20 protein-coding genes and 1 pseudogene are annotated in these 23,503 nt (G+C 64.5%); all 21 read right to left on the bottom strand.

The window, feature by feature from the left end:
• Positions 1-35 precede the first annotated feature (35 nt).
• Entirely contained in the window at positions 36-746 is a 711-nt protein-coding gene (locus LQF09_RS09480) for an energy transducer TonB (protein WP_270069800.1), read from the bottom strand.
• Positions 747-1,220: 474 nt separating this feature from the next.
• Positions 1,221-3,614: a TonB-dependent siderophore receptor gene (locus LQF09_RS09485; RefSeq protein WP_270069801.1), complete on the bottom strand. Its 2,394-nt coding sequence runs from the start codon at positions 3,612-3,614 to the stop codon at positions 1,221-1,223.
• A gap of 144 nt (positions 3,615-3,758) precedes the next feature.
• Entirely contained in the window at positions 3,759-4,781 is a 1,023-nt protein-coding gene (locus LQF09_RS09490; RefSeq protein WP_270069802.1) for a FecR domain-containing protein, read from the bottom strand.
• 4 nt (positions 4,782-4,785) lie between these two features.
• Entirely contained in the window at positions 4,786-5,307 is a 522-nt protein-coding gene (locus LQF09_RS09495) for a sigma-70 family RNA polymerase sigma factor (protein ID WP_270069803.1), read from the bottom strand.
• Between the two features lie 693 nt (positions 5,308-6,000).
• A complete protein-coding gene (locus tag LQF09_RS09500) occupies positions 6,001-6,459 on the bottom strand; it encodes a TonB-dependent receptor domain-containing protein (protein ID WP_270069804.1) in 459 nt (152 codons plus the stop codon).
• 56 nt (positions 6,460-6,515) lie between these two features.
• On the bottom strand, positions 6,516-6,773 hold the full coding sequence (locus LQF09_RS09505) for a hypothetical protein (RefSeq protein ID WP_270069805.1): 258 nt from the start codon (positions 6,771-6,773) through the stop codon (positions 6,516-6,518).
• Positions 6,773-8,293, bottom strand: a complete 1,521-nt coding sequence (gene tnpC / locus LQF09_RS09510; protein WP_270069806.1) for an IS66 family transposase — start codon at positions 8,291-8,293, stop codon at positions 6,773-6,775. Before tnpC (LQF09_RS09510) ends, LQF09_RS09505 begins: the two co-directional genes overlap by 1 nt.
• Before the next feature lie 66 nt (positions 8,294-8,359).
• The gene (gene tnpB, locus LQF09_RS09515) at positions 8,360-8,704 is read right to left on the bottom strand and encodes an IS66 family insertion sequence element accessory protein TnpB (protein WP_270068977.1); all 345 of its coding nucleotides are present in this window, start codon (positions 8,702-8,704) and stop codon (positions 8,360-8,362) included.
• A pseudogene (locus LQF09_RS09520) lies at positions 8,701-8,988 on the bottom strand (transposase); the annotation flags it as partial. The gene tnpB (LQF09_RS09515) and the pseudogene LQF09_RS09520, both read right to left, overlap by 4 nt.
• Positions 8,989-9,141: 153 nt before the next feature.
• Positions 9,142-9,717 carry a TonB-dependent receptor gene (locus LQF09_RS09525; RefSeq protein ID WP_270069807.1) on the bottom strand — a complete coding sequence of 192 codons (576 nt, stop codon included), beginning with the start codon at positions 9,715-9,717 and terminating at the stop codon, positions 9,142-9,144.
• A 61-nt stretch (positions 9,718-9,778) separates the two neighbouring features.
• Complete coding sequence (gene tnpC, locus LQF09_RS09530) at positions 9,779-11,395, bottom strand: IS66 family transposase (protein WP_270069126.1); 1,617 nt, start codon at positions 11,393-11,395, stop codon at positions 9,779-9,781.
• 29 nt (positions 11,396-11,424) lie between these two features.
• Positions 11,425-11,784: an IS66 family insertion sequence element accessory protein TnpB gene (gene tnpB, locus LQF09_RS09535; protein ID WP_270068870.1), complete on the bottom strand. Its 360-nt coding sequence runs from the start codon at positions 11,782-11,784 to the stop codon at positions 11,425-11,427.
• Positions 11,784-12,092: an IS66 family insertion sequence element accessory protein TnpA gene (tnpA, locus tag LQF09_RS09540; RefSeq protein ID WP_333482882.1), complete on the bottom strand. Its 309-nt coding sequence runs from the start codon at positions 12,090-12,092 to the stop codon at positions 11,784-11,786. Before tnpA ends, tnpB (LQF09_RS09535) begins: the two co-directional genes overlap by 1 nt.
• Positions 12,093-12,213: 121 nt before the next feature.
• Positions 12,214-13,344, bottom strand: a complete 1,131-nt coding sequence (locus LQF09_RS09545) for an ISAs1 family transposase (RefSeq protein WP_270068686.1) — start codon at positions 13,342-13,344, stop codon at positions 12,214-12,216.
• An 80-nt stretch (positions 13,345-13,424) separates the two neighbouring features.
• Positions 13,425-14,846, bottom strand: coding sequence for a secretin and TonB N-terminal domain-containing protein (locus LQF09_RS09550; RefSeq protein WP_270069808.1), 1,422 nt, complete (start codon positions 14,844-14,846; stop codon positions 13,425-13,427).
• 292 nt (positions 14,847-15,138) lie between these two features.
• A complete protein-coding gene (locus tag LQF09_RS09555) occupies positions 15,139-16,140 on the bottom strand; it encodes a FecR domain-containing protein (RefSeq protein ID WP_270069809.1) in 1,002 nt (333 codons plus the stop codon).
• Positions 16,137-16,679 carry a sigma-70 family RNA polymerase sigma factor gene (locus LQF09_RS09560; RefSeq protein ID WP_270069810.1) on the bottom strand — a complete coding sequence of 181 codons (543 nt, stop codon included), beginning with the start codon at positions 16,677-16,679 and terminating at the stop codon, positions 16,137-16,139. The genes LQF09_RS09555 and LQF09_RS09560 overlap by 4 nt, the downstream gene beginning before the upstream one ends.
• 195 nt (positions 16,680-16,874) lie before the next feature.
• Positions 16,875-19,301, bottom strand: a complete 2,427-nt coding sequence (locus LQF09_RS09565) for a TonB-dependent siderophore receptor (RefSeq protein WP_270069811.1) — start codon at positions 19,299-19,301, stop codon at positions 16,875-16,877.
• Between the two features lie 116 nt (positions 19,302-19,417).
• Positions 19,418-20,443 (bottom strand): FecR domain-containing protein, encoded by a 1,026-nt coding sequence (locus LQF09_RS09570; protein WP_270069812.1) that lies wholly within the window; start codon positions 20,441-20,443, stop codon positions 19,418-19,420.
• Positions 20,440-20,949, bottom strand: coding sequence for a sigma-70 family RNA polymerase sigma factor (locus LQF09_RS09575; protein WP_270069813.1), 510 nt, complete (start codon positions 20,947-20,949; stop codon positions 20,440-20,442). The genes LQF09_RS09570 and LQF09_RS09575 overlap by 4 nt, the downstream gene beginning before the upstream one ends.
• Before the next feature lie 224 nt (positions 20,950-21,173).
• Entirely contained in the window at positions 21,174-23,435 is a 2,262-nt protein-coding gene (locus tag LQF09_RS09580; RefSeq protein ID WP_270069814.1) for a TonB-dependent receptor, read from the bottom strand.
• Positions 23,436-23,503 lie beyond the last annotated feature (68 nt).

Here is a 23,503-nt window from a genome sequence, read left to right on the forward strand (position 1 = left end):
GGTGCGCCCGGGAGGCGTGAGAGTTGGGCCTGGATTCAGTTGAGCAATGAGAAGATGACCGGCTGCACATACCAGAATGCGATCGGCTTGCCGCCCCGTGTTGCCGGGACGTAGCGCCAGCGTTCCACTGCCGCAATCGCGGAGTCGTCCAGCCGGCGGTGGCCGCTGGATTCACGCAGCTTCACCTCCGCCACGGAGCCGTCCGGCATGATGTGTACGTCGAGTAGCACTCGCCCCTCTTCCCGCATGCGCCGCGATAGCGGAGGGTAGGTCGGAGCAGGGTTGTTCAGATGCGAGGCATCGACGCGTGGAGGCGTAAGCGGCGTTTCGGTCGTTGGGCCTGCCTGCCCAGTCGGAGGAGGGCGATGCTGCTGTGTCGACGCGTCCTCCGACGGCGCTTTGCTCGCCTGCGGCGTTGGCGGCGGCTCGGCTTCGTCCATCGGAATCTCGATGGCAGTCTCCGATGGCGGCAGCGGTGGTGGCGGTGGAAGCGGCTTGCGCTTCGTCTCGGGCTTGGGCTTCGGCGGTTCAGGCTTTGGTGGCTCCGGATCGGGCGCGGGAGGCGGCGGTGCGAGGGGGGCCGGTGTTGGGGGTACGACGGCGTCAGACGGTACGAGCACGCCCTGCATGGTTGGCTGCACGAGTTCGGAGCGGCTCTGATCGAGGGCGTGCGTTGCCCACGCCACGGCGCCGACATGCAGCGCCAAGACCAGAACGAAGGTTGACCCGCGTTCGGCGGTCTTCATCGCGGTGCGCCTGAGCGCCGGCTCCCCTGCCTTGGGGAGGGCACCAAAGAGTTCCTGCGGAAAAGGGAGCAGCCATATCGCATTGCTGGTTCTGTAATCCTGTCGAAAAAAATGCAGCGCCCGCAGGCGCTGCGAAAAACTGCCTCGTGGGACCTTGCCTCCGGCGAACATCCAATCGAACCAGCGGGAAGGCGCAAAACCGGTTTCGGTTCGCTTGGCTGGATCACTTGTGTCGGTCGCAGTGGCCCCTATGTGAGCGCGTTCGAAGCGCTTGCGGCATGTGCCCGATGACGCTCCGCGGAGCGGACGTCTCTATTAGCCATGTCGTTTGACATGCCCAAAAAGTGCAACTTGATACATGGCGTTACATATTGCAGGCCGCCGCAGGCGAGGCTTTGGCTCGGTCGCCATAGGGTGGACGTCAAGGTCAGCCATGGGTGGCGCTTTTGAGTGACGCAACAACCCCCATTGCGATCAGTACTTCCAGTTCAGGGTCAAGCTGGCGTTGCGTGGCGCGCCGTAGAAGCTCTGGGACCAGAACAGGCTGCTGAGGTACTTGCGGTCCGTGGCGTTGTTGAGTTTGGCGGTAACGTTAAGCGTTGGAGAGATGTCGTAGCTGGCCATCAAGTCGAGCAGCGCGTAGGCGTCCTGACGGCTGGTGATGGCGCTTGCTTCTGTACGGTGGATCTCGCTCTGCCACTTGACTGTTGCTCCAACCTTGAATCCATGCAGGCCCGGCACACGGGCCACGGCGCTCAGGCGCAAGGTTCCGCGCGGGACATGGGTACGTACGTCGCGGCTGTCTTCATCTTTCAGGCTGAACTGGGTGTAACCCGCATTGATGTCCCAAGTCGATCCGATGCGTCCAGCCATATCGATCTCGAAGCCCTGGGAGCTGGCGTTTACGCCGCGGTAATAGGAGCGTCCGGCACTGAAACCATCATATTCCGCCGTGTTCTTCTGGTCGGTACGGAACACCGCCAAGCTACCGTTCAGTCTGCGCTCGAACCATTCGCCCTTTATGCCTGCTTCGAGGTTCCTGCCTTCGATCGGTTCGAGTACGCTGCCCGACTGGGTGATCTGGTGCTGGGGGTTGAAGATCTCGGCATAGCTCGCGTAGGCGCTGTGATGGCGGTCGATGTCGTACACGACACCGAGGTAGGGAGTGGTGCGCGTCTCGCGGTAGTCGTGTATTGCGCCGTACTGAACGCCCGAACTGGTGACGCGGCTCAGGTTGGCGCCGGCGAGCAGCTTGAGATCGGAGGTGAGGCTGAAGCGTCCGGCTGCGTAGATGCTGTCGCGGCGGTTGACGAAGTCGGCATGGTCGCTCAATCCGACGTCGAACGCGGGGCGGGGAAAGCTACCGGCGAGCACTTCGCTCTCGGTCAGTGGCAGATGTGTATCGTCGTCGCGCGAATGCAGCCAGTTATCGCTCTTGCTGCGGCTGATGCCGAACACCAGCTCGTGTTCGTGTCCGCCCAGGGCCACGGTGCCGGTGAGGTTCACGTCAGCTGTCCATTGGCGTTCGGTATGGCCGTACTTCGAAGGCCAACTGAACAAGCCGGTGCCGGTCTCGCGATCGGGTGTGCCATACACATAGAAGAGTTCGCCGTCCGATTCAAGGCTGCGGCGCAGCAGCGTGGCCTTGGCCTGCCAGCGGTCGTTCAGGCGGTGGTTCAGTTCGGCGAAGGTCTGGGTGTCGTCGCTGTTCCAGTAGGCCCATTTTGCTGCGCTGCTGGCCGAGCGTTCGTAGTGGGTGGGTGTGCCGTCACTGTATCTGAGTGGCAGGGCGCCCCACAGCGTACCCTTCGGCCGGTTGCGCTGTTGTGAGTGGCCGATGGCCAGCAGCGTGTCAGTGCCGATATCGTGCTCGACGATCGCAGAGAACAGCTTTTTGTCGAGGGAGTAGCGGTCCAGATGTGAGTCCTTCTCTTGCGCGGCGACGATCAGCCGGCCTCGCCAGCGCCCATCCTCATCGAGTGCAGAGGAGAAGTCACCGTCAATGCGGCGGTTCTGCCAAGAGCCAAACGTTACGGCCGCCGAGGCCTGCAGTTCGCGGGTGGGGCGCTTGCGCACGAAGTTGACGGTACCCGCGGGATTGCCGATGGAGGCAAGCAGCCCGTTGGCGCCGCGCAGGACCTCGACGCGGTCGTACGGGGCGGTGTCGATGTCGCCGAGTTGATCGCCGGTGGCGAAGGGCAGGCCGATGCCGTCGACCAGGAAGTTGCTGACTTCGAAGCCGCGGATCGAAAAGTAGGTGCGGTCGGACTCCACCAGTTCGACATTCACGCCTGTTACCGAGGCGAGCATGTCGTTCACATTGGTCAAGCTGAAGTCGTCCATCATCGCGCGGGTGACGACGCTGACCGACTGCGGTGTGTCGCGTTGGGAGAGCTCCAGTCTCGTGGCGGTGGAGGTTGAACGTGCGACATAGCTGCCGGTGCGCTCAGTCGCAGTACCGATCGCGGCCGAGACGGTGACCGCCGACAGCATGGCAGCGTCGGGCGACGGCGCGGCTAGCCGCAAGGTGTAACTGCCCGGTCCAGTGGGTACCAGTTCCAGGCCGCTGCCGGTCAGCGCACGCTCCAGTGCCTGTTCGGTACGCATGCGGCCACGGACCGCGGCGGCGTTGCGGTTTTCGAGTGTTGCGGCGCCTGCGGTGAGGGCGATGCCGGCTTCGCGACTGATGCGGTTGAGGGTGGCAGCGAGCGGGCCGGCGGGCAGGTCGTAGTCGCGCACCGTCTGCGCGACATGCGGTGATGCGGTCTGGCTCTGGGCCACGACCGCGGTCGGTACGGTGCCCAACAATGCGAACGCAATGGCCAGGGCGAGGGGGCGAAGGTGAAGGACAGGGGAATGGGGGGGCACGGGCGAAGCTCCAGCGAAGACGTTGAAAAGGGAGAGCGAGATGCTTTCCCCGTCTGCCGGACGAAGTTGCGAAAGTGACAGTCGAATCGGAAGAATTTTTCTGGCAGGTGCAGGTTTCGTGTCGCCGGCGTGGCACGTCCGGCTTCAGCGCTCGCGCTCGACGTGCAGCCACACGCCGCCGCGCTTCACCAGACGCACTGGCAGGGCGTGAGTGAGTGCGGTCAGGGCGCGTTCGGTATCGGCCTGCGGAACGGTGCCGGTGACGCGCAGCCCGGCCGCGTCGGCCGCGATGGTGAGCGGTGCAGCTCGATGGCGGGCGAGTTCGGCGACGACTTCGCCGAGCGCGGCGTTCTCGACCACCAGCATGCCGTCGATCCAGGCGTCGGCGTCCGGCCGCATGGCCGTGGGTTCGCCGACTGCGTCGGCGCGCAGCCAAACGCCGTGGCCGGCCGAGACCCGGCGCTCGGCCGGGCAGGCCTGAGCGGGTGTAGGGTCGCATGCGGTGGGGCGTGCCATTACCGCGGATTCGGTGACGGTAAGCGTGGTCAGGTCGGCTTCGTGGCGGACGATGAAGCGGGTGCCGAGTGCGCGCAGACTGCCTTGCGGCGTCAGCACCATCAGCGGGCGCAACTCCGCCTCTCTCGCCGGTGCGCTGCGCACATGGATCTCGCCTTGGCGCAGGACGATGGCACGCCGATCGGCGTCGAAGGCGAGGTCGATCGCGCTGCGGGTATTGAGGACGACGACGGTGCCGTCCGGGAGCACGACGCTGCGCTGCTCGCCCGTGCCGCTGCGGTGGTCAGCGAGCAAGCCGGCGAGCGGGTGGTGGCGGTCGAGCACACCCGCCGCAACGGCAACCAGCAGCGCCAGCGACAGCAGACCGGCGGCCGCTCGCGTACCGCCGCGACGGCGCGGTGTGATCAATGTTTCGCGCAGCGGTGCCGCAGCGTCTCGTGGCAGGTCGTGCAGGCCATGGTCCAGCAGGCCGAGCTGGCGCCAGGCGCGGGCGTGGTCGGTATCGGCCTCCAGCCAGCGGATGAGGCAGGCGCGGTGTTCGTCTGAGGCGTCGCCCGAGTCGAGCAGGACTTGCCAGGCAATGGCTTCGTCCAGCACCCGGTCGGAGACCGGGCGGTCGTCCGTCGAACGGGCGCTCACGTTGCTTGGCATGGCTTTACGCAGGGCTACCGAAACGCAGCCGGTAGCAATGCCGCGCCGCCTCGGCAAGGTATTGGCGCACGCTGGAAACCGATACGCCGAGCCGTGCGGCGATCTCGGCGTGGGGCAGGCCGTCGAGCCGGCTGTACAGCCAGGCGGCCCGCATCCTGGGCGCCAGCCCGTCTAGCATGCGGTCGACTTCCAGCAGTGACTCGATGACGAGATGACGCGCCTCGGGCGAGGGCGTCTCGGCTTCCGGCATATGTGCAAGTGCTTCCAGCCAGGCGCGTTCCAGTTCGCGTCGGCGGTAGTGGTCGATGAGCAGGCCGCGGGCGACGGTGGTGAGATAGGCGCGCGGTTCGCGCAGTCCTTCCACCTGTTCGCGTCGCCCGGCGAGCAGTCGCACGAAGGTGTCCTGGGCGAGGTCGGCAGCCTGTTGCGAGCAGCCGAGCTTGCCGCGCAACCATCCCTGCAGCCAGCCGTGGTGATCGCTGTAAAGGTTGGCGATGGGGTCGGCGCGGCGGGCAGCGGTGCTCACGTGTGTCTCCGGAATGCGGGAGCGCTGGCTGGCCCGGGTAGGGTTGGCTGGCTTATTTCAGAGTAAGAATTGTTCGCATTGTCGCGGATCGTAGGTTGCGCCGTCAAACTATGTAGAACGGCATGGCTGGGTGGGGTGCCCAGCCATGCCGTGCGGAAGTCTCACGATGACTCTGCTACAGCCTTCACAGCTTATATTCCAGCGTGATCGAAGCGGTGCGGGGGTAACGTAGATGGCTCCGTACTCGACTGTCCGCAGGTACTTCTTCTCGAACATGTTGCTGACGTTCAGCCGTATGGTGGCTGCCTCGGAAAGCTCATAAGCTGCAATGAGGTCAGCCAGGAGATACACGTCTTGCCACGCACCGCCGCTTTTCGAAACGTCGGACTGGCGGCGCACACCCGTACCAACCTGCAGCTTCGGCAACATCGGTACGTGCGTGTCGGCGCGCAGTTTCAGCGTACGGCGTGGTACCCACTCCTAGATGTTTCGGCTGTCCGATCCCTTCAGCTGAAGCGAGGTGAGGCCAGCTGTGAGATTGGTATCTGAGCCAACGCGGCCCGTGGCCTCATCTCTAAGCCGTGCGCCTTTGCTGGGCTTCGAAGCGCCTGACGAGGATGACGATGAATGATGAATGATGAATGCGTAGCTGCGGGAGCCCTGCCCATATCCGTCCTTTGTCCTCGACGAGGTTCAAAACTGCGCCCTCAGCATTAACGAAACGTTGCGTGCCTCGCCGATATTGCTTGATCCCTCCTCCGATCCGCCGCTGGCCCAGTACTTCTTGTTGAACACGTTGTTGATGTTGCCGATCAGTGTCAAGGCATGGCCTTGCACGTCGAAATCGTAGCTAAAACCAGCGTTGACTATGGTACGACTTGGTACTGTCAGTAGATTCTTGTTGTCGTTGTAGGTGGCGCCAAAGTAGCGCGCTGCACCGTGGATAGACAGGCCCGAGATGTTCGGCACCTTATACTGAGCATGGCCGACGACCTGCCATTTGGGTGCATTCGCGGGCGTATTCCCTTCAATCGCGGCACTGGCAGCGGAGACTTTATCAATCGTGGCATCGAGATAGGTTGCGCCCATGCCCAGACTCAGGCTCCTGGTGAATTGATAGGCGCCTGACAGTTCAGCGCCTTGATACAGCACCAGCCCATCCTGTGTTCGATAGGTAAGCGTCCGACGATCGCCGTCTTGCCAGTTATTCAGCAGTCCGGGTTGATCTCGTCGGTGAACTCGCCCTCATTCCATGCGCGGGCGATGGCGGCATCGAGGCGGGTCAGAAGCTGGTGGAGGGATTCACCATCGCGGCGCTGTAGCATCGCCAGGCATTCACTCTCGTCACTTGCCACTGCGGCACACTCAACCGGGCCGACAGCGCCGAGCGAGATCTGGCCCCCATTTGAGATCAGCCAGTCCACGTTCTTGAGCGCTGCCAGCGGGTCGGCGGCGGGATACTTCATCAGGCGGCCTTCTGTTCGGGAGCCGGCACCTTCAGCTCGACCTTCCACGGCAACAGCTCATCGACACGATTGACCGGATGCTCGGCGATGCGGCCGATCACATGACGCAGGTAGGCCTCGGGGTCGAGGCCGTTGAGCTTGGCCGAGCCGATCAGGCTGTAGATCGCCGCCGCACGCTCGCCCCCGGCGTCGGAGCCCGCGAAGAGGAAATTCTTCCGACCCAGGGCGACCGTGCGCAGCGCCCGTTCGGCGGCGTTGTTGTCGATCTCGATGCGCCCGTCGGTGCTGTAGCGCACGAGCGCGTCCCAGCGGGCGAGCGCATAGCGGATCGCCTCGGCCAATGCCGATTTCTGCGAGAGTTGTTTGAGCGTGGCGTCGAACCAGGCGCGTAGCGCGACCAGCACGGGGCCAGCGCGCGCCTGCCGCTCGGCCCGGCGCAGTTCGGGCGGTTTGCCGCGAATCGCCTCTTCAACCGCGTACAGCAGGCCGATCTGCTTGAGCGCCTCGGCCGCCAGGGGCGAGGCCTGCGCCTTGTGCAGATCGTAGAACTTGCGCCGCACATGCGCCCAGCAGGCGGCCTCCTGGATGGCCCCGCCCAGATAGAGCGGCGCGAATCCGGCAAAGGCATCTGCCTGCAGCACGCCCTTGAAGCGCGCGAGGTGGCGTTGCGGGTGCTCGCCCCGGCGATTGGGCGAGTAGGCGAACCACACGGCAGGGGGTGTCTCATCGCCTGCAGGGCGGTCATCGCGCACGTAGGTCCACAACCGACCGGTCCGGGTCTGGCCTTCACCCGGCGAGAGCACCGGCACCGGGGTGTCGTCGGCATGCAGCTTGGTGGCCGAGAGCACATGCTTGCGCAGCGCCTCGACCAACGGGCGCAGCAGCGCATTGCATTGCCCCACCCAGTCGGCCAGCGTGGAGCGCTCGAGTTCGACACCCTCCCGAGCGTAGATGGTGCTCTGGCGGTACAGCGGCAGGTGATCGCAATACTTCGCGACCAGCACATGGGCCAGGAGCCCCGCGCCGGCCAGCCCCCGGGCGATCGGTCGCGCGGGCGCGTTCGCCTGCACGATCGTGTCGCAGCGGCTGCAGGCGAACTTCGGGCGCACATGACGGATCACCCGGAAGCTCGCCGGCACGTACTCGAGCATCTCGCTGACGGTCTCGCCCAGCTTCTTGAGCGAGGCGCCACAGGCTGGGCAGTCGCACGCCGAAGGCAGGTGCTCCTCAATGTCGCGTGGCAGATGATCGGGGAGCGGTTTGCGGGGCGGGGGCACCTCGCGCATATCGGCTGGCGCGGGCGGTTCGGCCGGGGTCTCGGCACGCAGGGTCTCGAGCTCCTCGAGCGAGAGCTCCAACTGGCCGAGCATCTCGTTCATCTGCTCCGAGCTGCGGCCGAACTGCATGCGGCGCAGCTTGGCGATCACCAGCTTCAGGTGCTCGATCTCGGCGGCCTGTTCGCTCACCTTCGCCCGCAGGGCGATGACTTCGTCAGGAGAGGAAACAGGGGTGTTCGACATGGCGACATGATACCGGAGCATGCCGCCAAACGCCGCCAAATGACGCTAAAAAGCTCCTATAAGCCGCTATGCAGCGCGATTCGGCGCCGTTCTGACCGGACGCCGCCAGTCGATGCCCTCGAGCAGCATCGACAACTGGGCCGGCGTCAGCGCCACGGTCCCATGAGTCACCTGCGGCCAGACGAATTTACCGTTCTCGAGCCGCTTGGCGAACAGGCACAGCCCGTCGCCGTCCCACCACAGCACCTTGATCCGATCTCCACGCCGGCCCCGGAACACGAAGATCTGTCCGCTGAAGGGATCGGCTTGGAGTTGGGTGTGAACGAGCGCGGCCAGGCCGTCGAAGCCGCGCCGCATGTCGGTGATCCCGGCTGCGATCCAGATCCGCGTGCCCGCAGGCGGGACGATCACCGCAGCAGCACCGCGAGAACCTGCGCGAGCACCTGGGCGTCGGGACGTCCTTCGACAGTCAGCCGTGCGCCCTTGCGCTCGATCGTCAGCCGACCGAACGCGGCCGCTGGGGTATCGAGCATCTCGGGCGCGTCCTCATCGTCGGTGTCGGCGAGGATGATCGGCACGAACGCAGCCACCCCCAGGCGACCTTCCTGGTAGGCCTTGCGCCACGCGAAGATCTGGTTGGCGTTGACGTCGTGTTGGCGCGCGAGACGCGACACGGAGGCGCCCGGCTGCAGCGACTGTTCGACGACGGTGCGCTTGAAATCGATCGAATGGCGGCGGTATGGGCCGCGCGGGCCGCGATGCGGGCGTTGGTCCAAATTTGTGTCCATGAAATCCATTGTGGGCACAAAGTTGGGTGCCCCCTCCGAGGGGGTGATCGTCAGCGACAGCTACGCTGAAGGGAAGACGGCATTGGGCGGACGCTTACTTCGATAGCGCTCACCACTCCTGACTACATCAATTTGATTGGCTCTTTCGATCCGGAAGATCGCTGCACTGTAGTCAAACGTGTTTGCCTGGCCCTTGATGCCGATCTCGGCTTGCTTGGAAATCGTCGCAGGCAGCAACTCTCCAGCATTGGCGTAAATGTCACCCACACGGCTGCCGGGCTCAAGGCCCTCGACATAGCTACCGTAGAGACTGGTTTGAGCATCGGGCTTGTAGATCAAGGCCAGTGTTGGCGTCGTCTCGCGAGTTCGGTAGCCGGCCTTGTTGTGATAATCGGTGAAGCGCAGACCCGCAATTGCTTGCCAGCGCTCGTTGAAATGGACGGTGTCACTGAGGAAAACACTCTTCTGGACGACTTCGGGTCTTGCGGGATTCAGCGAAAAATCAGGTGTGTGGCTCACTCGGTAGGGCTGGGACCCATGGATGTTGCCTTGGAAATCATTGTCCGGATATCTGAAGTTGCTGTAGCTCGTTTCGGTCTTCTGCAAACCAAGGCCCGCAACCAGCTCATGCTTCATACCAAACGCTGATACTGTGCCCTGCAACATCGCCGTAAGCGCTCACCCAGCGGCGTCGTTGCTACGCAGCGCGGCTTGAGATATCCGAGCGCAACGGCGCTTTCCCGAAGTGCTGCTTCCACAGTCTGGGCGTGAGCTGCGCGACGTCGGCGGCCGGGTGCTGGGCGACGCGCTGCAGTACGTCGACGAGATAGTCGTAGGGATCGAGCTCATGCAGCCGACAGGTCGCAATCAGGCTCTGGACGACGCCAACGTGCTGGGCGCCGAGCTCGGTCCAGCTGAACATCCAGTTTTTGCGACCCAGCGGAATCGGCCTTAGCGCCCGTTCGAGGTGGTTGGTATCGATCGGCACATCCGGGTCGGCCAGGAACACTTCCAGTGCCGCCCGTCGCTTGTGCGCGTAGATCAGCGCCTTGGTCAGCGGGCTGCTCGGCAGCAGCCCCTGCGCGTCCAGGCGCTCCTGTACCCAGGTGAAGAAGGCCGCCACGATCGGGCGGGCGTGATCGAGCCGGTACTCGCGCTTGGCCTCGCCCTTGAGCTTGTCGTCGCGGATCTTCGCTTCGACCGCGTAGAGCGCGCCGATGAACTCGAGCGCCTTGGCCGCCAGCGCTGGCTCGGCCGCTTCTGCGTGGATGAATTCGCGCCGGCAGTGCGTCCAGCACTGCGCGTGCGTGAGCCCGGTCTTGCTCGCGTAGGTCTCGTAGGCGCCGTAGCCGTCCGAGAGCAGCACACCCCCTTCGGTGGGCTTGAGCCCGAGCACCTTCTCGACGTTGCTGTGGGCGCGGCTGTCGAAGAACGGGAAGCAGATCTCGTGCAGTTCGCCATACACCGGCCAGAAGTAGCAGGCCTTCATCTTGCCCGGGCCGGCACGGCCGGCCTTGATCGGGGTTTCGTCCATGGCCTTGACGCGACTGGCACGGATCGACGCGAGCTGCGCCTCGTAGATCGGCGTGAGCAGCGCGGCCGCCTGCGCAGCCAGTTGCGTGAGCCAGGCGCGGCTGACCGTGATGCCAGCGTCAGCCAGGCGCTGATGCTGGCGGTACAGCGGCAGGTGCCAGGCGAACTTGTCGAGCAGCAGCCCGACCAGGAAACTCACGTCGGCGCGGCTGCCCTCGATCACCCCGACGGGCGCCGCTGGGCAGTGGATCGTCTGCGTGTCGCGGCGCTTGATGACCGGGCGCACGTACTTGAGGATCACGTAGCTGCCCGGGCGCTGCGCCAGGCGATGGCTGACCTTCTCGCCGATCACCTCGAACTGGTCGGCGGCAAGCCCCTCGGTCTCGGGGTTGGCGAGCGTGATGGTCTCGACCGGGACGCGCGTCTCGTCGAAGAACAGCGCCGATTCGTCCTTGTCCTGTGCGTAGTCGGTGCGCGACGCACGGCGGGTGTGTCCCGCCACGGTCTTGCCGGGGACATCGGGCTGCGTGTCGGGGATCGGTAGCTCGCCCAGATGCAACTGCGCCGGGTCGGGTGAAACCACGCGTTTCTCGCTCTTCTGGCCGAAGAGCTGGCGGCGGAACCACTCGAGCTGATGCTTGAGCGCCGCAAACTCAAGCCGCATCGCATCCATGTCGCGCTGCAAGGCGATGTTCGCCTGGGCCAGTTCGACGATCTGCTCGGGCGCCCACTGGGCGGCCTCGGCAAGGGTCGGAACAGGGGTGCAGTGCGGTGCGGACATAGCGCACATTTTACCGTAGAGCCCAGCATTCATGCGGGTTGCACGGCGTTTGCGGACAGTCGGAACCGGCGCTTGTAGCGGACCGGCTCGATGCCTTCGAGCAGCAGCTTGAGCCCGGTCCAGTCCGTCTGACGCGTGCTCACATGCGTCCAGTTCGACACGAAGCGCCCCTGCTCGAGGCGCTTGGCCCATACGCAGAACCCAGTGCGGTCCCAGTACAGCACCTTCATCTGCGTGCCGCGCCGGTTGATGAACACGAACAGCTCGCCCGACAGCGGATCGCAGCCGAGCGCCTGGCGGGTGAGCGCGTACAGGCCATCGAAGGATTTGCGCATGTCGACCGGCTGGCCATAAACATGGACCCGGACCGCGCCTTCGGGGAAGAACATCAGCCGCGCGACAGGTGAAGGATCACGCCCTCGCCCAGATCGAGTCGGAGCTCGAGGCGACCCGTGCCGCCGAGTTTGAGCGTGCCGGCGTCGACGAAGCCGATCCGCTCCATCGCCGGCGCGGCGGACTGCGTACTGGGCTCGCCCAGCAGGCTACGCCAGCGCCGGAAGCTCGACTCGCTGAGCCCCTCGCGGGTGCAGAACGGCTCGATCCCCAGGCCACTCTCGGCAAACCGCGCGATGACTGCTTGCCATTCCTGACGGCTACGCCGCCGCCACTTGTTGTTGGTCGCTGTCGCCCTAGTCACTGCCGGCTCCTCCCTCATGAACATGGGAGGGATTGTTCCGCGTGGGCGCGAGCGGAAAAAGAACGCCGCTCAGTGACCGGTTACACATCGCCTGGGTGAATAATGCAGGGCAATCGCACCTTCATGTCATAACCCCAAGCAGCTCGGCGCGAAATTCGTCAATCGTCGCCGCCAGCATGCGCTTGGACTTGATGCTCGCCTTGCGCGTCGTGTTGAGCCGCAGCAGGTTCATCGCGATGTGACGAACGATGGCGAAATTGTTGGCGGCGTAGCCGCTGCGCACCCGTGATTGATCCTCGTTAAACTGCACATCCAGACACCAGTGAAGCCGATTCTCCACCTCCCAGTGACTGCGCACGGCCCGAGCGATGCGCTCGGCGTCGGCGGGCAGGCTGCTGATGTAGAAGACGCGCTCGGTGCTGGTGTGATCGCCCACGGTGCGAATGCGCTCGACCACCGCGAAACTGGCCATATCCAGCCAGTCCTCGGACTTGTAGAGGCGGTCGATCGCGGCGTAGGCGCGGCATCGGCGGATTTCGATGCGGCCGTGGTCCTTGATCATGGTCTCGTGGGTCGAACTCGGCGTCAGCGGCCCTCGCGGATCGATGTCGGCGAACAAGATCGAGTCGTGCAGGTTCGGATGGTTCTCCTTCACGCACAGCACGTAATGCGCGCCGCGCTCGCGGATCGTGCGGGCGATCTTCGTCTGGGTGCCCATCGCGTCGATCGTCACCACGCAGCCCTCGATCGCCAACTTGGCAAGCAGTTCGGGAATCGCGGTGATCTCGTTCGACTTCTCGGCGGTCGCCGTCTGGCCCAGCACGACGCCCATGCCCGCCGCAAACGCGCTCACCAGGTGCAACGGGCTGGCGTCGGTCCTGCCCTTGCCGCCCGAGCGCCGGCTCGTCTTGCCGTCGATCGCCACGACCGTATCCCCGGCCAGCGCCGGCACCACCATGCCCACCCAGCGCCGGAACGCGGACTCGAACTCGTCGGGCGCGATCAGGCCGAACACGCGTCCGATCGTGTCGTGAGACGGGATGCCATGCTCAAGCTTCATGAAGCCTCGCAACCAGTCGATCTTGGCCTCGGCCCACAACTCGATGTCGACGAAGTCGTCGACACCCGAGAGCACCGCGCACACCGCCACCGTCAGCAACTCGGCCAGGTCGTGGCGCGCATGCCGCGCGCTGCGCGGGTCGGAAATCGAGACGAACACCTGCGTCAGCGGCATGATGTTTCCTGCCTTCATGGGATGCCCAAAAAGGTAGGAAACTACACACTTTATGACAATGTGAACAGAGGTCTCGCAAGGTCATGAAAGTTAAAGAGTTATTGATTGGGGCTATGCGAAGTCGGTGCGATTGCCCTGGTGAATAATGTGTCGTGCCGGCCCGCGAAGTTGTAGATCCCCCCGCTGTAGTCGCCTGCCGCGTTCAACAGATCGGCAAATGCCTTGTTCGAGCGGTGATTCTTGCGCGAGAAGCCGAGTTGGTAATCCAACTCCCATTGATCGTCAATCTGCCATTTCACACCGGTCGAAGCCAGCAGTGTGTCGGTCTTATAGTAAGCATTGTGAATGTTGATATTGTCATATTCGTAGGTCGGGGTCGGCATGCGACCGCCACTTCCGGCGACATCGTACTCGCTCAGGTAAAACTGGAATGGCTCTCCCTTGATCTCGCTGTCCTCATAAACCAGTGTGGTCTGCCATAGCAGTGAGCCTCCGAGCTGTTTATCCACGGCTAGCGATGCCACGTTACGGTTGATTTCGCTGGCGTTATAGGCCGTACCCTGTTCGGTTGCAAAGTTCGCGCGTATGGCGAGATCACCATCTATGTTATGACTGGTGTCTACGTGTGCAGTGAATAGCTTGGGGTTGCGGTAACCGACGCTCAACGAGGTTTCGGGTGTTTGAGTCGGGCGCTTCAACTGGTAGCTCAATGCACCGCCTGGGGTGCCGAAACCGTACATGAATCCAGTCAAACCCTTGAGTGCCGAAACGCTATCAACCACCTCTGTGGGAAAGTCGCCTCCCCAGGACAGCACCATGGAAATGTCGTCCACGTAGGTATTGCGTACTGGCAACCCGCGTATCCGTGTTCCCCACCAGTCAACGTTGAAAGAGGGAGTAGGCGTGTAGACCGACGGATCGTTGAAGAAGATCTGGCCAATTGACTTGGCTCCGCGCTCGACTATGTCGGAGCTGTCCACAACTGTGATGGAGAAAGGCGTGTCAAGAACGGACTTGGTACCCAATGCGCCCGTCGCAGCACGTTTGGACAAGTAGGCAAGGCGAGACTGTTGGGTGGGGATGTCACTCTTGACTGTTACCGTCGGCAGCGTCGACTCCCCCCGGCTGTTACTCTCCGGCGCAACCCGCAACACATACCGCCCCTGCGCATCCGCCACCGCCTGCAAACCAGTGCCGGCCAGCAGCGCCGCCAGCGCCGCGTCGGGCGTCAGATTGCCCTGGACGCCGCGGCTTTGCTTGCCCTGGGCCTGCTCGGTGCTGCCGGACAGCAGCACGCCCGACTCGCCGAGGAAGCGGGTCAGCACCACGTTCAGCGGGCCGGCGGGGATGTTGTAGCTGCGGGTGCTGGCGGCAGTGGCTGTTTGCGCTTGTGCGGCGCCGACCCAGCCGCCGACGGCTACACCGGCCAGCAGCAGGTGGACGGCGATAGCCGTGGGGCGCAGGGCGAAGCGCAGCGAGGAGTTGCTACGCGTGGCTTGCGGTGTTGGGTGACGAGACATGTGGTTTACCCCTTTTCGGTCGGATTGGTTCAAATAGCGGACCGGAACGCGTCAGCGCCCGCATGCCGGAACCTGCCCGCCAGCGGCGGTGCAGGTCTCGTCACGGGTTTGGCGGGTGCCTGGCTGCCCTGGCGGGCTGGATGCTAGGGCGGGTGGCAGTGGCTACATGTTTGCTCCCCGCAAAAACGGGGCGGCGCACATGGCGACTTGTGTGTCCTTATCGGGTAAACCGGATGAGGGCAAAAAATGTGGAAGTTTTCGGCGAAATTTCTTCGAACGCCCGCCAGGGTGTTCAGCGGGCGCGGGCTTCGATGGTGGTCCACCAGGGCAGCGGCTGGCGCACCTGGATGGGCAAGGCTTTCTGGAGCATGGTCAGGGTGCCGTTGAAATCGTCCAGCGGATAGCTGCCGAGCACAGTGAGACCAGCCACTTCCGGCGCCACGGTGATGTGACCGCGACGATAGCGGCCAAGTTCGGCGACGACTTGCGCCAGGGGCATGTCCTGCGCCAGCAGGATGCCGCGCGACCAGGCTTCGCGGGCGGGGTCGGCTACCGTAGTGTCGTCCCAGCGGTCGGCGGTGAAGCGGACCTGTTGCCCGGCGGCGACGACGGTGCTTTGCCCGCTGTGGGCGAGCGTGATTTCCACCGCGCCTTCATAGACGGCAAGCTGGGTGCCGCCGGCTTCGTCCAGACGGACGTTGAAGCGGGTGCCGAGGGCGCGCAGGCGCCCGTGGGCGGTGTCGACGACGAAGGGTCGGCCGGTGTCGGCAGCGGTCTGGATCAGGATTTCGCCGCTGCGCAGGCGCAGGCGGCGCAGGTCGGCGCGGTAGTCCTGGTCAAAGGCGCTGGCGCTGGCGAGCCAGACCTGGGTGCCGTCGGCAAGGACGACGTCGCGCCGTTCTCCGGTGGCGGTGTGGTGATCGGCAAAATGGGCGAGCAGCGGATCGACCCAGCCGGCCTGCCGCCAGGCGGCCCAGCCGAGCAGGCCGCCGGTGCCTGCCATGGCGGCGACGCCCAGCAGTACGCGGCGCTTGACCAGCCGTTGGTTGGCCGTCTGCAGGACATCGGCGGCCAGGCGTGGTGTGGGGGTGGTTTGCAAGGGGGCGAAGCGTTGGCTGACGCGCTCGACGAAGGTCCAGGCGGCATGGTTTTCGCCGCCGCTAGCGAGCCAGACCTGCCAGCGCTCGCGGTCCGCGGGTGTGGCATGACCCGAGTTAAGCAGTGAGAACCAGGTGGCGGCCTGTTCCATGGCCTCGTGGCTGGGCGCACGCAGGCCGGGCGGGAGGGCGCTCATTCTTGCTCGACGCCCCCGCCGACCACACTGGCGGCCTCCAACTTCATGCAGTGCAGCATGGCCTGGGTGATGTAGGTACGCACCGTGCGCGAGCTGACACCCAGTTCGCACGCAATCTCCTGGTGCGTCATGCCGCAGGCGGCGGACAGCACGAAGGCCCGGGCAGCCTTGGCCGAAAGACTGCGCAGCATGGTGTCGATCTCGCGCAGGGCCTGCAGGACGATGTGCTGATCCTCGGGCGACGGCGCCTGGGCCTCGGGCAACACTGCCAGGGTGTCGAGCCAGGCGCGTTCGATTTCCCGGTGGCGCCACAAGTCGATGCACAGGCCATTTGCGACGACCCGCAGGTAGGCACGTGCCGCCGGCTGGCTGTCGAACTGCTGCGGTGAGCGGAGCAGCCGGATGAAGGTGTCGTGGGCCAGGTCGGCCGCCTCCGACGCATTGCCGAGGCGCCGACGCAACCAGCCTTGCAGCCAGTTGTGGTTGTCGCGGTAGACAAGCTCTACCGATGAGGATGATGCATAAGCAGATGAACTCACAACCGGCCCGGAGTGTATGGATAGAGTGCGTAATAGCAATGATTCGCAATTATCCATGCGACGGTGGGGAGGCGCAAATGCAGCACCGAGTACGCTCGGCCAAGTCGGTCAGGCAGTCGGGAGCGGCGAGGACCGTCGGCCGCGTTGCCACCCGGCACGTCAGGGCGAGCCGGGTGGCGTCGGGTTACGCGCTTGTCAGAAGGCGTACTTCATCGACACGTTCACGCTGCGTGGCTCGCCCCAAGTGTAGGTGCTGTATGCATTGAAGATCGTGTAGTACTTCTTGTCGAGCAGGTTGCTGACGTTGAGGGTGCCGGTCAGCTGCTTGTTGAAGCGATAGCTGGCCATCGCGTCGACGACCCAGTAGTCGGCCACCGTGTGCTTGACCATGCCGCCGGCCGCGGGGTTGAACACGTCGCCCCAGGTCTCATCCTGCCAACGTGCGCCACCGCCGAGCGTCAGACGGCCATCTTCGCCTCCCGGTTTGTAGGTTGCGAAGATCGAGAGTTGGTTGGCTGGCGCCAGGGTGGACACCTTCTCACCCTGCCGACGCGACACACTGTGGCTGTAGCCAGCGTGGAGATTCCAGTGCGCATCGAGCCGGCCGGACAGTTCCAGTTCGTAACCCTTGGTCTTGACGCCGCTGATAGCGCGGTAAGCGGTGCCGCCGTCGGGTGTCAGACCGCCCGTGGCTTGTGCGAAGTTGTCTTGTTCGAGCTGGAAGATGGCTGCGCTGGTGTTGAGCCGACCGCCCAGGAACGCACTCTTGAGACCGAGTTCGAGGTTGGTGCCTTCAAGAGGATCGAGGGCGTTGCCGGACTCGTCGCGCCGCGATTGCGGTTTGAAGATGCCGGTGTGGCTGGCATATACGGAGTGGGTGCCGTTCAGGTCGTACACGACGCCGAGGTAGGGGACGACGACACCAGACTCGTTCATGCTGCCGCGGTCGTAGCTGGAAACGCGTGCGCCGGTGATGAGCTTGAGGTCGTCGCGCAGGTTCCAGCGCACGGTGCTGTAGAGCCCCTTCTCGCGCGTGGTCTCGTCGTTCTGACCATGCCATGCTGCGGGGTCGTTCCAGTTGGGTTCCGGCACCCTGCCGTTCCAACCGTAATAGTCGGCTACGCTGGTTGGGTAGCCGACCTGCGGTCCGTCGCCCTTGTTGGTCCAGCGGCGGTCGCTGGCGCCGCCGCCAAGCACCAACTCGTGTTTGCGGCCGAACAGCTCAAACGGGCCGCTGGCGTAGAAGTCGGCGGCGTCTGCACGTGTCTTGCCAACGTACCGACCGACCCACATGCGCGTACCGGAGCCGTCTGCTGGGTTCGGGTTGCCGCCACCGACCGCGCCCAACGGCGCGTCGTAGCCGTTGATCTGGTGATTGAGCTGAAGCTTCACCACCCAGTCGTTGTCGAAGTAATGTTCGAGTGTGGCGAACACTGTACGCGTGTACTGTTCCCAACTGCTCCAGGTGGCGCCGTTGTTGAAAGAGCGCGGGCGCTTGTTGAAGTTGCCCGTGGTGTCGTAGATCGGGATGCCGCCCCAGGTCGAGCGCGTTGGCTTGTTGTCCTGGTAGTCGGCGCCGACAGTCAGCAGCGTGCTGGTGCCGAGATCGGCCTCGAGGATGGCGTAGAACACCGGTGTCTTGCGGCGGTAGCCATCCAGGTGCGATTCGCGGTCCTGATAGGCGGCGACGGCACGTCCGCGCACCGTACCCTCTGCATTGAGCGGGCCGGACAGATCGACCTCGGTGCGGTAGCTGTTCCACGAGCCCGCGCCGAGGCTTGCGTGGCCCTGAAACTCGCGCGTCGGCTTCTTGCGAACCAGATTGATGGTGGCGCCTGGGTCACCGCTGCCGGTGAGCAGGCCTGTGGCGCCCTTGAGCACCTCGACACGGTCGTAGATCGCCATGTCGCTGAGTGTATTGCCGGCTGAGTAGCCGGAGTTGCGCTCCATCGGAATGCCGTCGTACTGGAAATTGTTGATCGCGAAGCCGCGCGCGTAATACACGGTGCGCTCGCTGTCATAGGTCAGGATGCTGATGCCCGGCGTATGATGCATGACCTTGTCGATGTTGGTGAGTTGGAAGTCATCCATCTCATTGCGCGTGATCACGCTGATCGACTGCGGCGTCTCGCGGGGCGAGAGCACCAGACGGGTGGCAGTGGCGATGGCTCCGGGAGAATAGGTGGCAGTGCCTTCGGTGATCTCGCCGAGCTGGTTGGCGCTGACCTGAACCGCCTGCAGCGTGGTCGGGCCGATGGGCCGCTTGCGGAGGGTGATCTCACCGCTGCTGTCGCGTACCGCCTCGAGGCCTGTCCCGCGCAGCAGGCGTTGCAGCGCGTCGGTGGCAGACAGTTGGCCGCTGACGCCGGGGGTGGACAGACCGGCGGTGAGTTGCGCATCGACTGCGAGCTGTACGCCCGCCTGCTGCCCGAAGCGGCTCAGGGCTTGGTCCAGGCTGCCCGCGGGGACATCGAACTGGCGTACGGTATGCTCGGCGCCCGATTGCGCCAGCGCCGATGCAGAGGTTAGTGCAATGCCGCTGCCCAGGAAGGTGAGCAACAGCGCACGTGCAATTGGAGCCATACGATGGTGGGTTGGCTGGTGACTGCGGTTCTGGTTCATCGAAATTTCCTGTGGTCGAACAGTGATCGGGCCGGTGCGGACGCGATTTCCGCGAGGCCTCAGCCTGGTATGCCCAACGAGACCGAAGAACCTGCCAACTTTTTTGATGCTTGGGGTCAGCCTTCGGCACGAGGTAGCACGCGCACCCAGTAGCGAGTGAGGGTCTGGATGCGCACCGGCAGCCGTCTTTCGAGCGAGGCGAGCACGGTATCGGTGGGCTGGTCGCCGTGCAGTGGCCAGCTGCCGGTGATGCGCAGGGCAGAGACCTCCGGGCTCCACTGGAGGTGTCCAGCGCGATGGCGTGCGATCTCTGCGAGGAAGTCATCGAGGCGGCGGTTGGCCGCTACCAGCATGCCTTCGGTCCACGCATGCTTGCTTTCATCGAGCCCAGTGCGGGCGAGCAGCCGATCGTGGTCGAACTGTGCCTGCTGACCGGCTTCGATGCGTGCGGTTGAGCCGCGGTTGCGAAAGACGATGTCTACAGCGCCTTCACTTACGCCGAGTCGGCTATGGTCTGCCAGTTGCAGGACATGGAAGCGGGTGCCGACCGGCACAAGGCGTGCATCCCTGGTGTCGATCGACAGTGGCCGGCCTGCGGGGTCGGGGGCGGTGACCACCTCGATCTCGCCCTCGCGCAGCACGATGCGCCTTGCCTTGTCGTCGTAACGAAGATCGACCGCGGTCGCACTGTTAAGGCGCAACTGAGTGCCGTCCGCGAGGGTTATGCGGCGAAGCTCACCGGCCGCGGTGCTGAGGTCCGCGGGTGCAGCAAGCGCGTGGAGTTCGTCACGGCCGTACCACAGTAGCGCGCCCGCTGCGCCGGCGCAGAGCAGGTGGCCGAGCATGCGTCGCCGCCCCATGCGCCCGGCACGTGTCAGTGTCGCGCGCGCCAGGTCCGGAGCTCCGGCGTTGTGGCCCAGCATGATCTGTCCCATGTGCTCCAGCCGTGCGAGGGCGTGGGCGTGGTCGGGATGCGCCTCGCGCCAGGCCTGGAGTGCACGTCGGTCGGCAGCGGATGTGTGGCCGGAGGACTGCAGCACGAACCAGTGTATGGCCCGATCGACGACTGCCTCAGCGATCGGGCGGCCATCGTCAGCCGGTGGCGTACGGAGATCGTGCAGATGGTCCAAGGAATGGGTCATGCGGGGTAGAGCGCTTTGTAACAATGCGCCATGGCTCGGATCATGGCCTTCTGGACCACGTTGACGCTGACGCCGAGCTGGCTGCCGATGGCGCTATAGGTGAGGCCTTCGATCTGCGACAGCAGGAAGATATCCCGCACGCGGGGCGGCAGGCCATCGAGCACGCGGGCGATCTCGACCAGCGCTTCAATTGCCAGGGCACGCTCTTCGGGCGACGGTGCGAAGGCTTCGGGGCGGCTAGCCAGCTCTTCGAGGTAGGCCTGCTCGAGCGCCTTGCGACGCCAGTGGTTTACGACGAGCCCGTGCGCGATGGTGGTGAGGTAGGCACGCGGCTCGCGAAGATCGACCATCTCGTCCTTGGCAAGCAGCCGCAAGAAGGTGTCCTGCGCAAGGTCCGCCGCCTGTTGGTTGCAGTTGAGGCGACGCCGCAGCCAGCCGTGCAGCCAGCCATGGTGTTCGCGATAGAGGCTGCCGATGGCTGCCCGACAAGTCGCAGCGGTACTCACGTGGGTCTCCGGGAGGCGGTCTTGCTGGCTGGCCCGGAGTGGGTTGGCTGGCTAATCTGTTTTGCGAATGGTTCTCATTATTGCACTTGTGTCGTCGCTGCTCAAGCGGTCATGGGAGGTGCGGAGCGCCCAAGTCGCTGCGCTCGATGCACGTCGTCTGCGCTCCTGGCGATGTTCCGCACTTGAACCATCGCCAGGAGCAGGGGCTGGCTCGTACCGGATGGTCAGAAGCGTGCGCTCAGGCCGATGCGCAGTTCGCGCCCCGGTTCACGCGAGCCGACAACGCCTTCGTAGCCCGGAATGTGCTGGAAGTCCTCCGTGGTGGCGTGGTCGAGGTAGCTCTTGTCGAACACGTTCCTGATACTCAGGCTCACCGTGTAGTTGTCGCGACCGCTCGGGTGCCAGCGTGCATAGAGGTCATGGATGCCGTAGCCCGGTTTGTCAATCGTGCCGACGACGGTGGATTGACTGTCGATGCCGCGCACGAAACGGCCTTGCCAGCCCATTTCGAGGCGGTCGTTGGGCGTGTAGTCGAGGCTTGCGGTCACGGTGTTGCCCTGGCTGATGCCGAGTCCGTTGTGGGCGTAACCGTTGGGTACTTCGTCGTTCAGCGTAAGCAGGTTGCGATGGAAGTTAACCGCCATGGTCAGGCGACTCCACTGGTAGCCTGCCGTCAGCAGGAGCCCGCGCGATTTCAGTTGGCCGACGTTCTCGTAGCGGTTGGGGCGGCCGAGAGGGTCGGCAATGGCGTTGTCGATGAGGGTCTCATACACCTTGGCGCCGAGCCGAAGTCGATCACGCTCGTATTCGGCCCCAAGCTCGGACGAGCGGGCCTTTTCCGCCTTGAGTCCGGGAGCGTTGGTGGCCACCGACATCTTGAAGGCGTCCATGTTGCCCGGGCCGCGTAGCGCGCGTGAGTGAGCCGCGAGCAGAATGAGTTCCGGCGTCAGAGCGTAGGTGAAGCCGACGTTCGGGCTGAACCCGCTGGCCTTCATGGTAGTGCCGCTGTCGTCGGTGACCTCGTAGCGGTCGTGACGGACGCCGATGTCCATATGCAGAGGGGCAGCCAGTTGGATACGGTCCTGCACGAAGAAACCGCGGACATCGCCGTTTCCGGTTTCCTCATTGAGGTTGGAGAGCGAGCCTGCGTTGACCTTGTCGCGGCGGTAGTCGAAGCCATAGGTTACGCGATGCCGGCCAAGGACACTGGTGTTGCGCATATCGAAGCCTGTCGACGCCATCTGTGCGACATAGACGCCCCAGCGGTCGATCACATTCTGCTCGAAGTCGGTTTGCGTCTGGTAAAGGTTGGCCGCGAGATCGAGCAGCGGGTTGTCGGACTTCCAGGTGTAGCCCGCATTCCAGGTCCTGCGCTCGCTGCTCATCGGATAGGCCGGGTTCCATGAACTGCGGATCCATTGCGGGCGCTGGTTGCGCATGCCCTCGTTGTCATGCCGGTCGTAGGTCAGGCGCAGGGTCTGCTCGGGGGTTAGCTTGCCGACCACCTTGAAGAAGCTCGACTCTTGCTGTGAGCCGGTGCTATGGACGCGTTCGCCGCTACCGTCCTCGTAGTCACTCTGGTCCAGGCGGGTCATCGAGGCCATGGCCGACCAGTTGCCGCCGAGGCGGCCGAAGACCGTGGTGTGGGCCTTGTAGCCTTCGGCGTTGCTGGTGTATTCGCCCTTCACGAGCGCACCGGCTTTTTCGTCCCGGCGCAGCAGCTCCTCCGGGTCCTTGGTGATGAAACGGATGGCGCCACCTAGGGCGCCCGGGCCGGCCGTGGCGTCCACTACACCGGGCATGATCTCGACACGGCTGATCAGCTCGGGTTCGAGCTGCAGGCGGCCAGCGTGATGAAAGGCGCGGTTGCCTTGCACGGTGCCGTCGATCGAGACACTGACCAGAGTGTCCTCGACCCCGCGCACGAAGATCTTTTGTGCGATTCCATGTCCACCGCCGACGGAGACCTCAGGCTGGCCGGCCAGGATGTCTTCCAGGTCGTTTGCCGCATAACGCTCAAGCGTACGGGCGCTGACCCGTCCAGGGGTGGCCGTGCTGTCTGCTAACCCGGCGGTTACACGCACGGCCTCCAGCGTGGCCTCGGTGCTGCCCGCTCGCTGCGCGCGGGCTGCACGGCGAAGCCCGTACTTGCCGCCACTGTCGCGAAAACCCTCCAGTCCGCTGCCTTCCAGCAGGCGGTCGAGGCCCTCTTGCGGGGAGTAGGTGCCGCGCAGCCCGGCGCTGTTCAGGTCGGCGACGAGGTCGCTCGGAAAGGCCAGCAGGATGCCGGCTTCCCGCCCGAAGCGGTTGAGCGTGCTCTCGAGCGAGCCGGGGCCGATGTCATACTTCTTTCGGGCCGTGGCGGCACTGCTGGCCGTCACGTCGGCGTGAACGGGCTCCGGGAAGACTCCGGTGACGACCACTGCAACGGCGAGGCTGAGCAGGGTGCGTTGGACTATGGGGGTGTTGCTGTGTCGTGGGCGCATCATCGAATCCTTGAGAAGGGTGGGCAAGCGTCGAGGCTTGCCTTCCATGTCTCGCGAGATTTGAAAAC

The sequence above is a fragment of the Thauera sp. WB-2 genome (assembly GCF_027594845.1).
GTDB classification, from domain to species: domain Bacteria; phylum Pseudomonadota; class Gammaproteobacteria; order Burkholderiales; family Rhodocyclaceae; genus Thauera; species Thauera mechernichensis.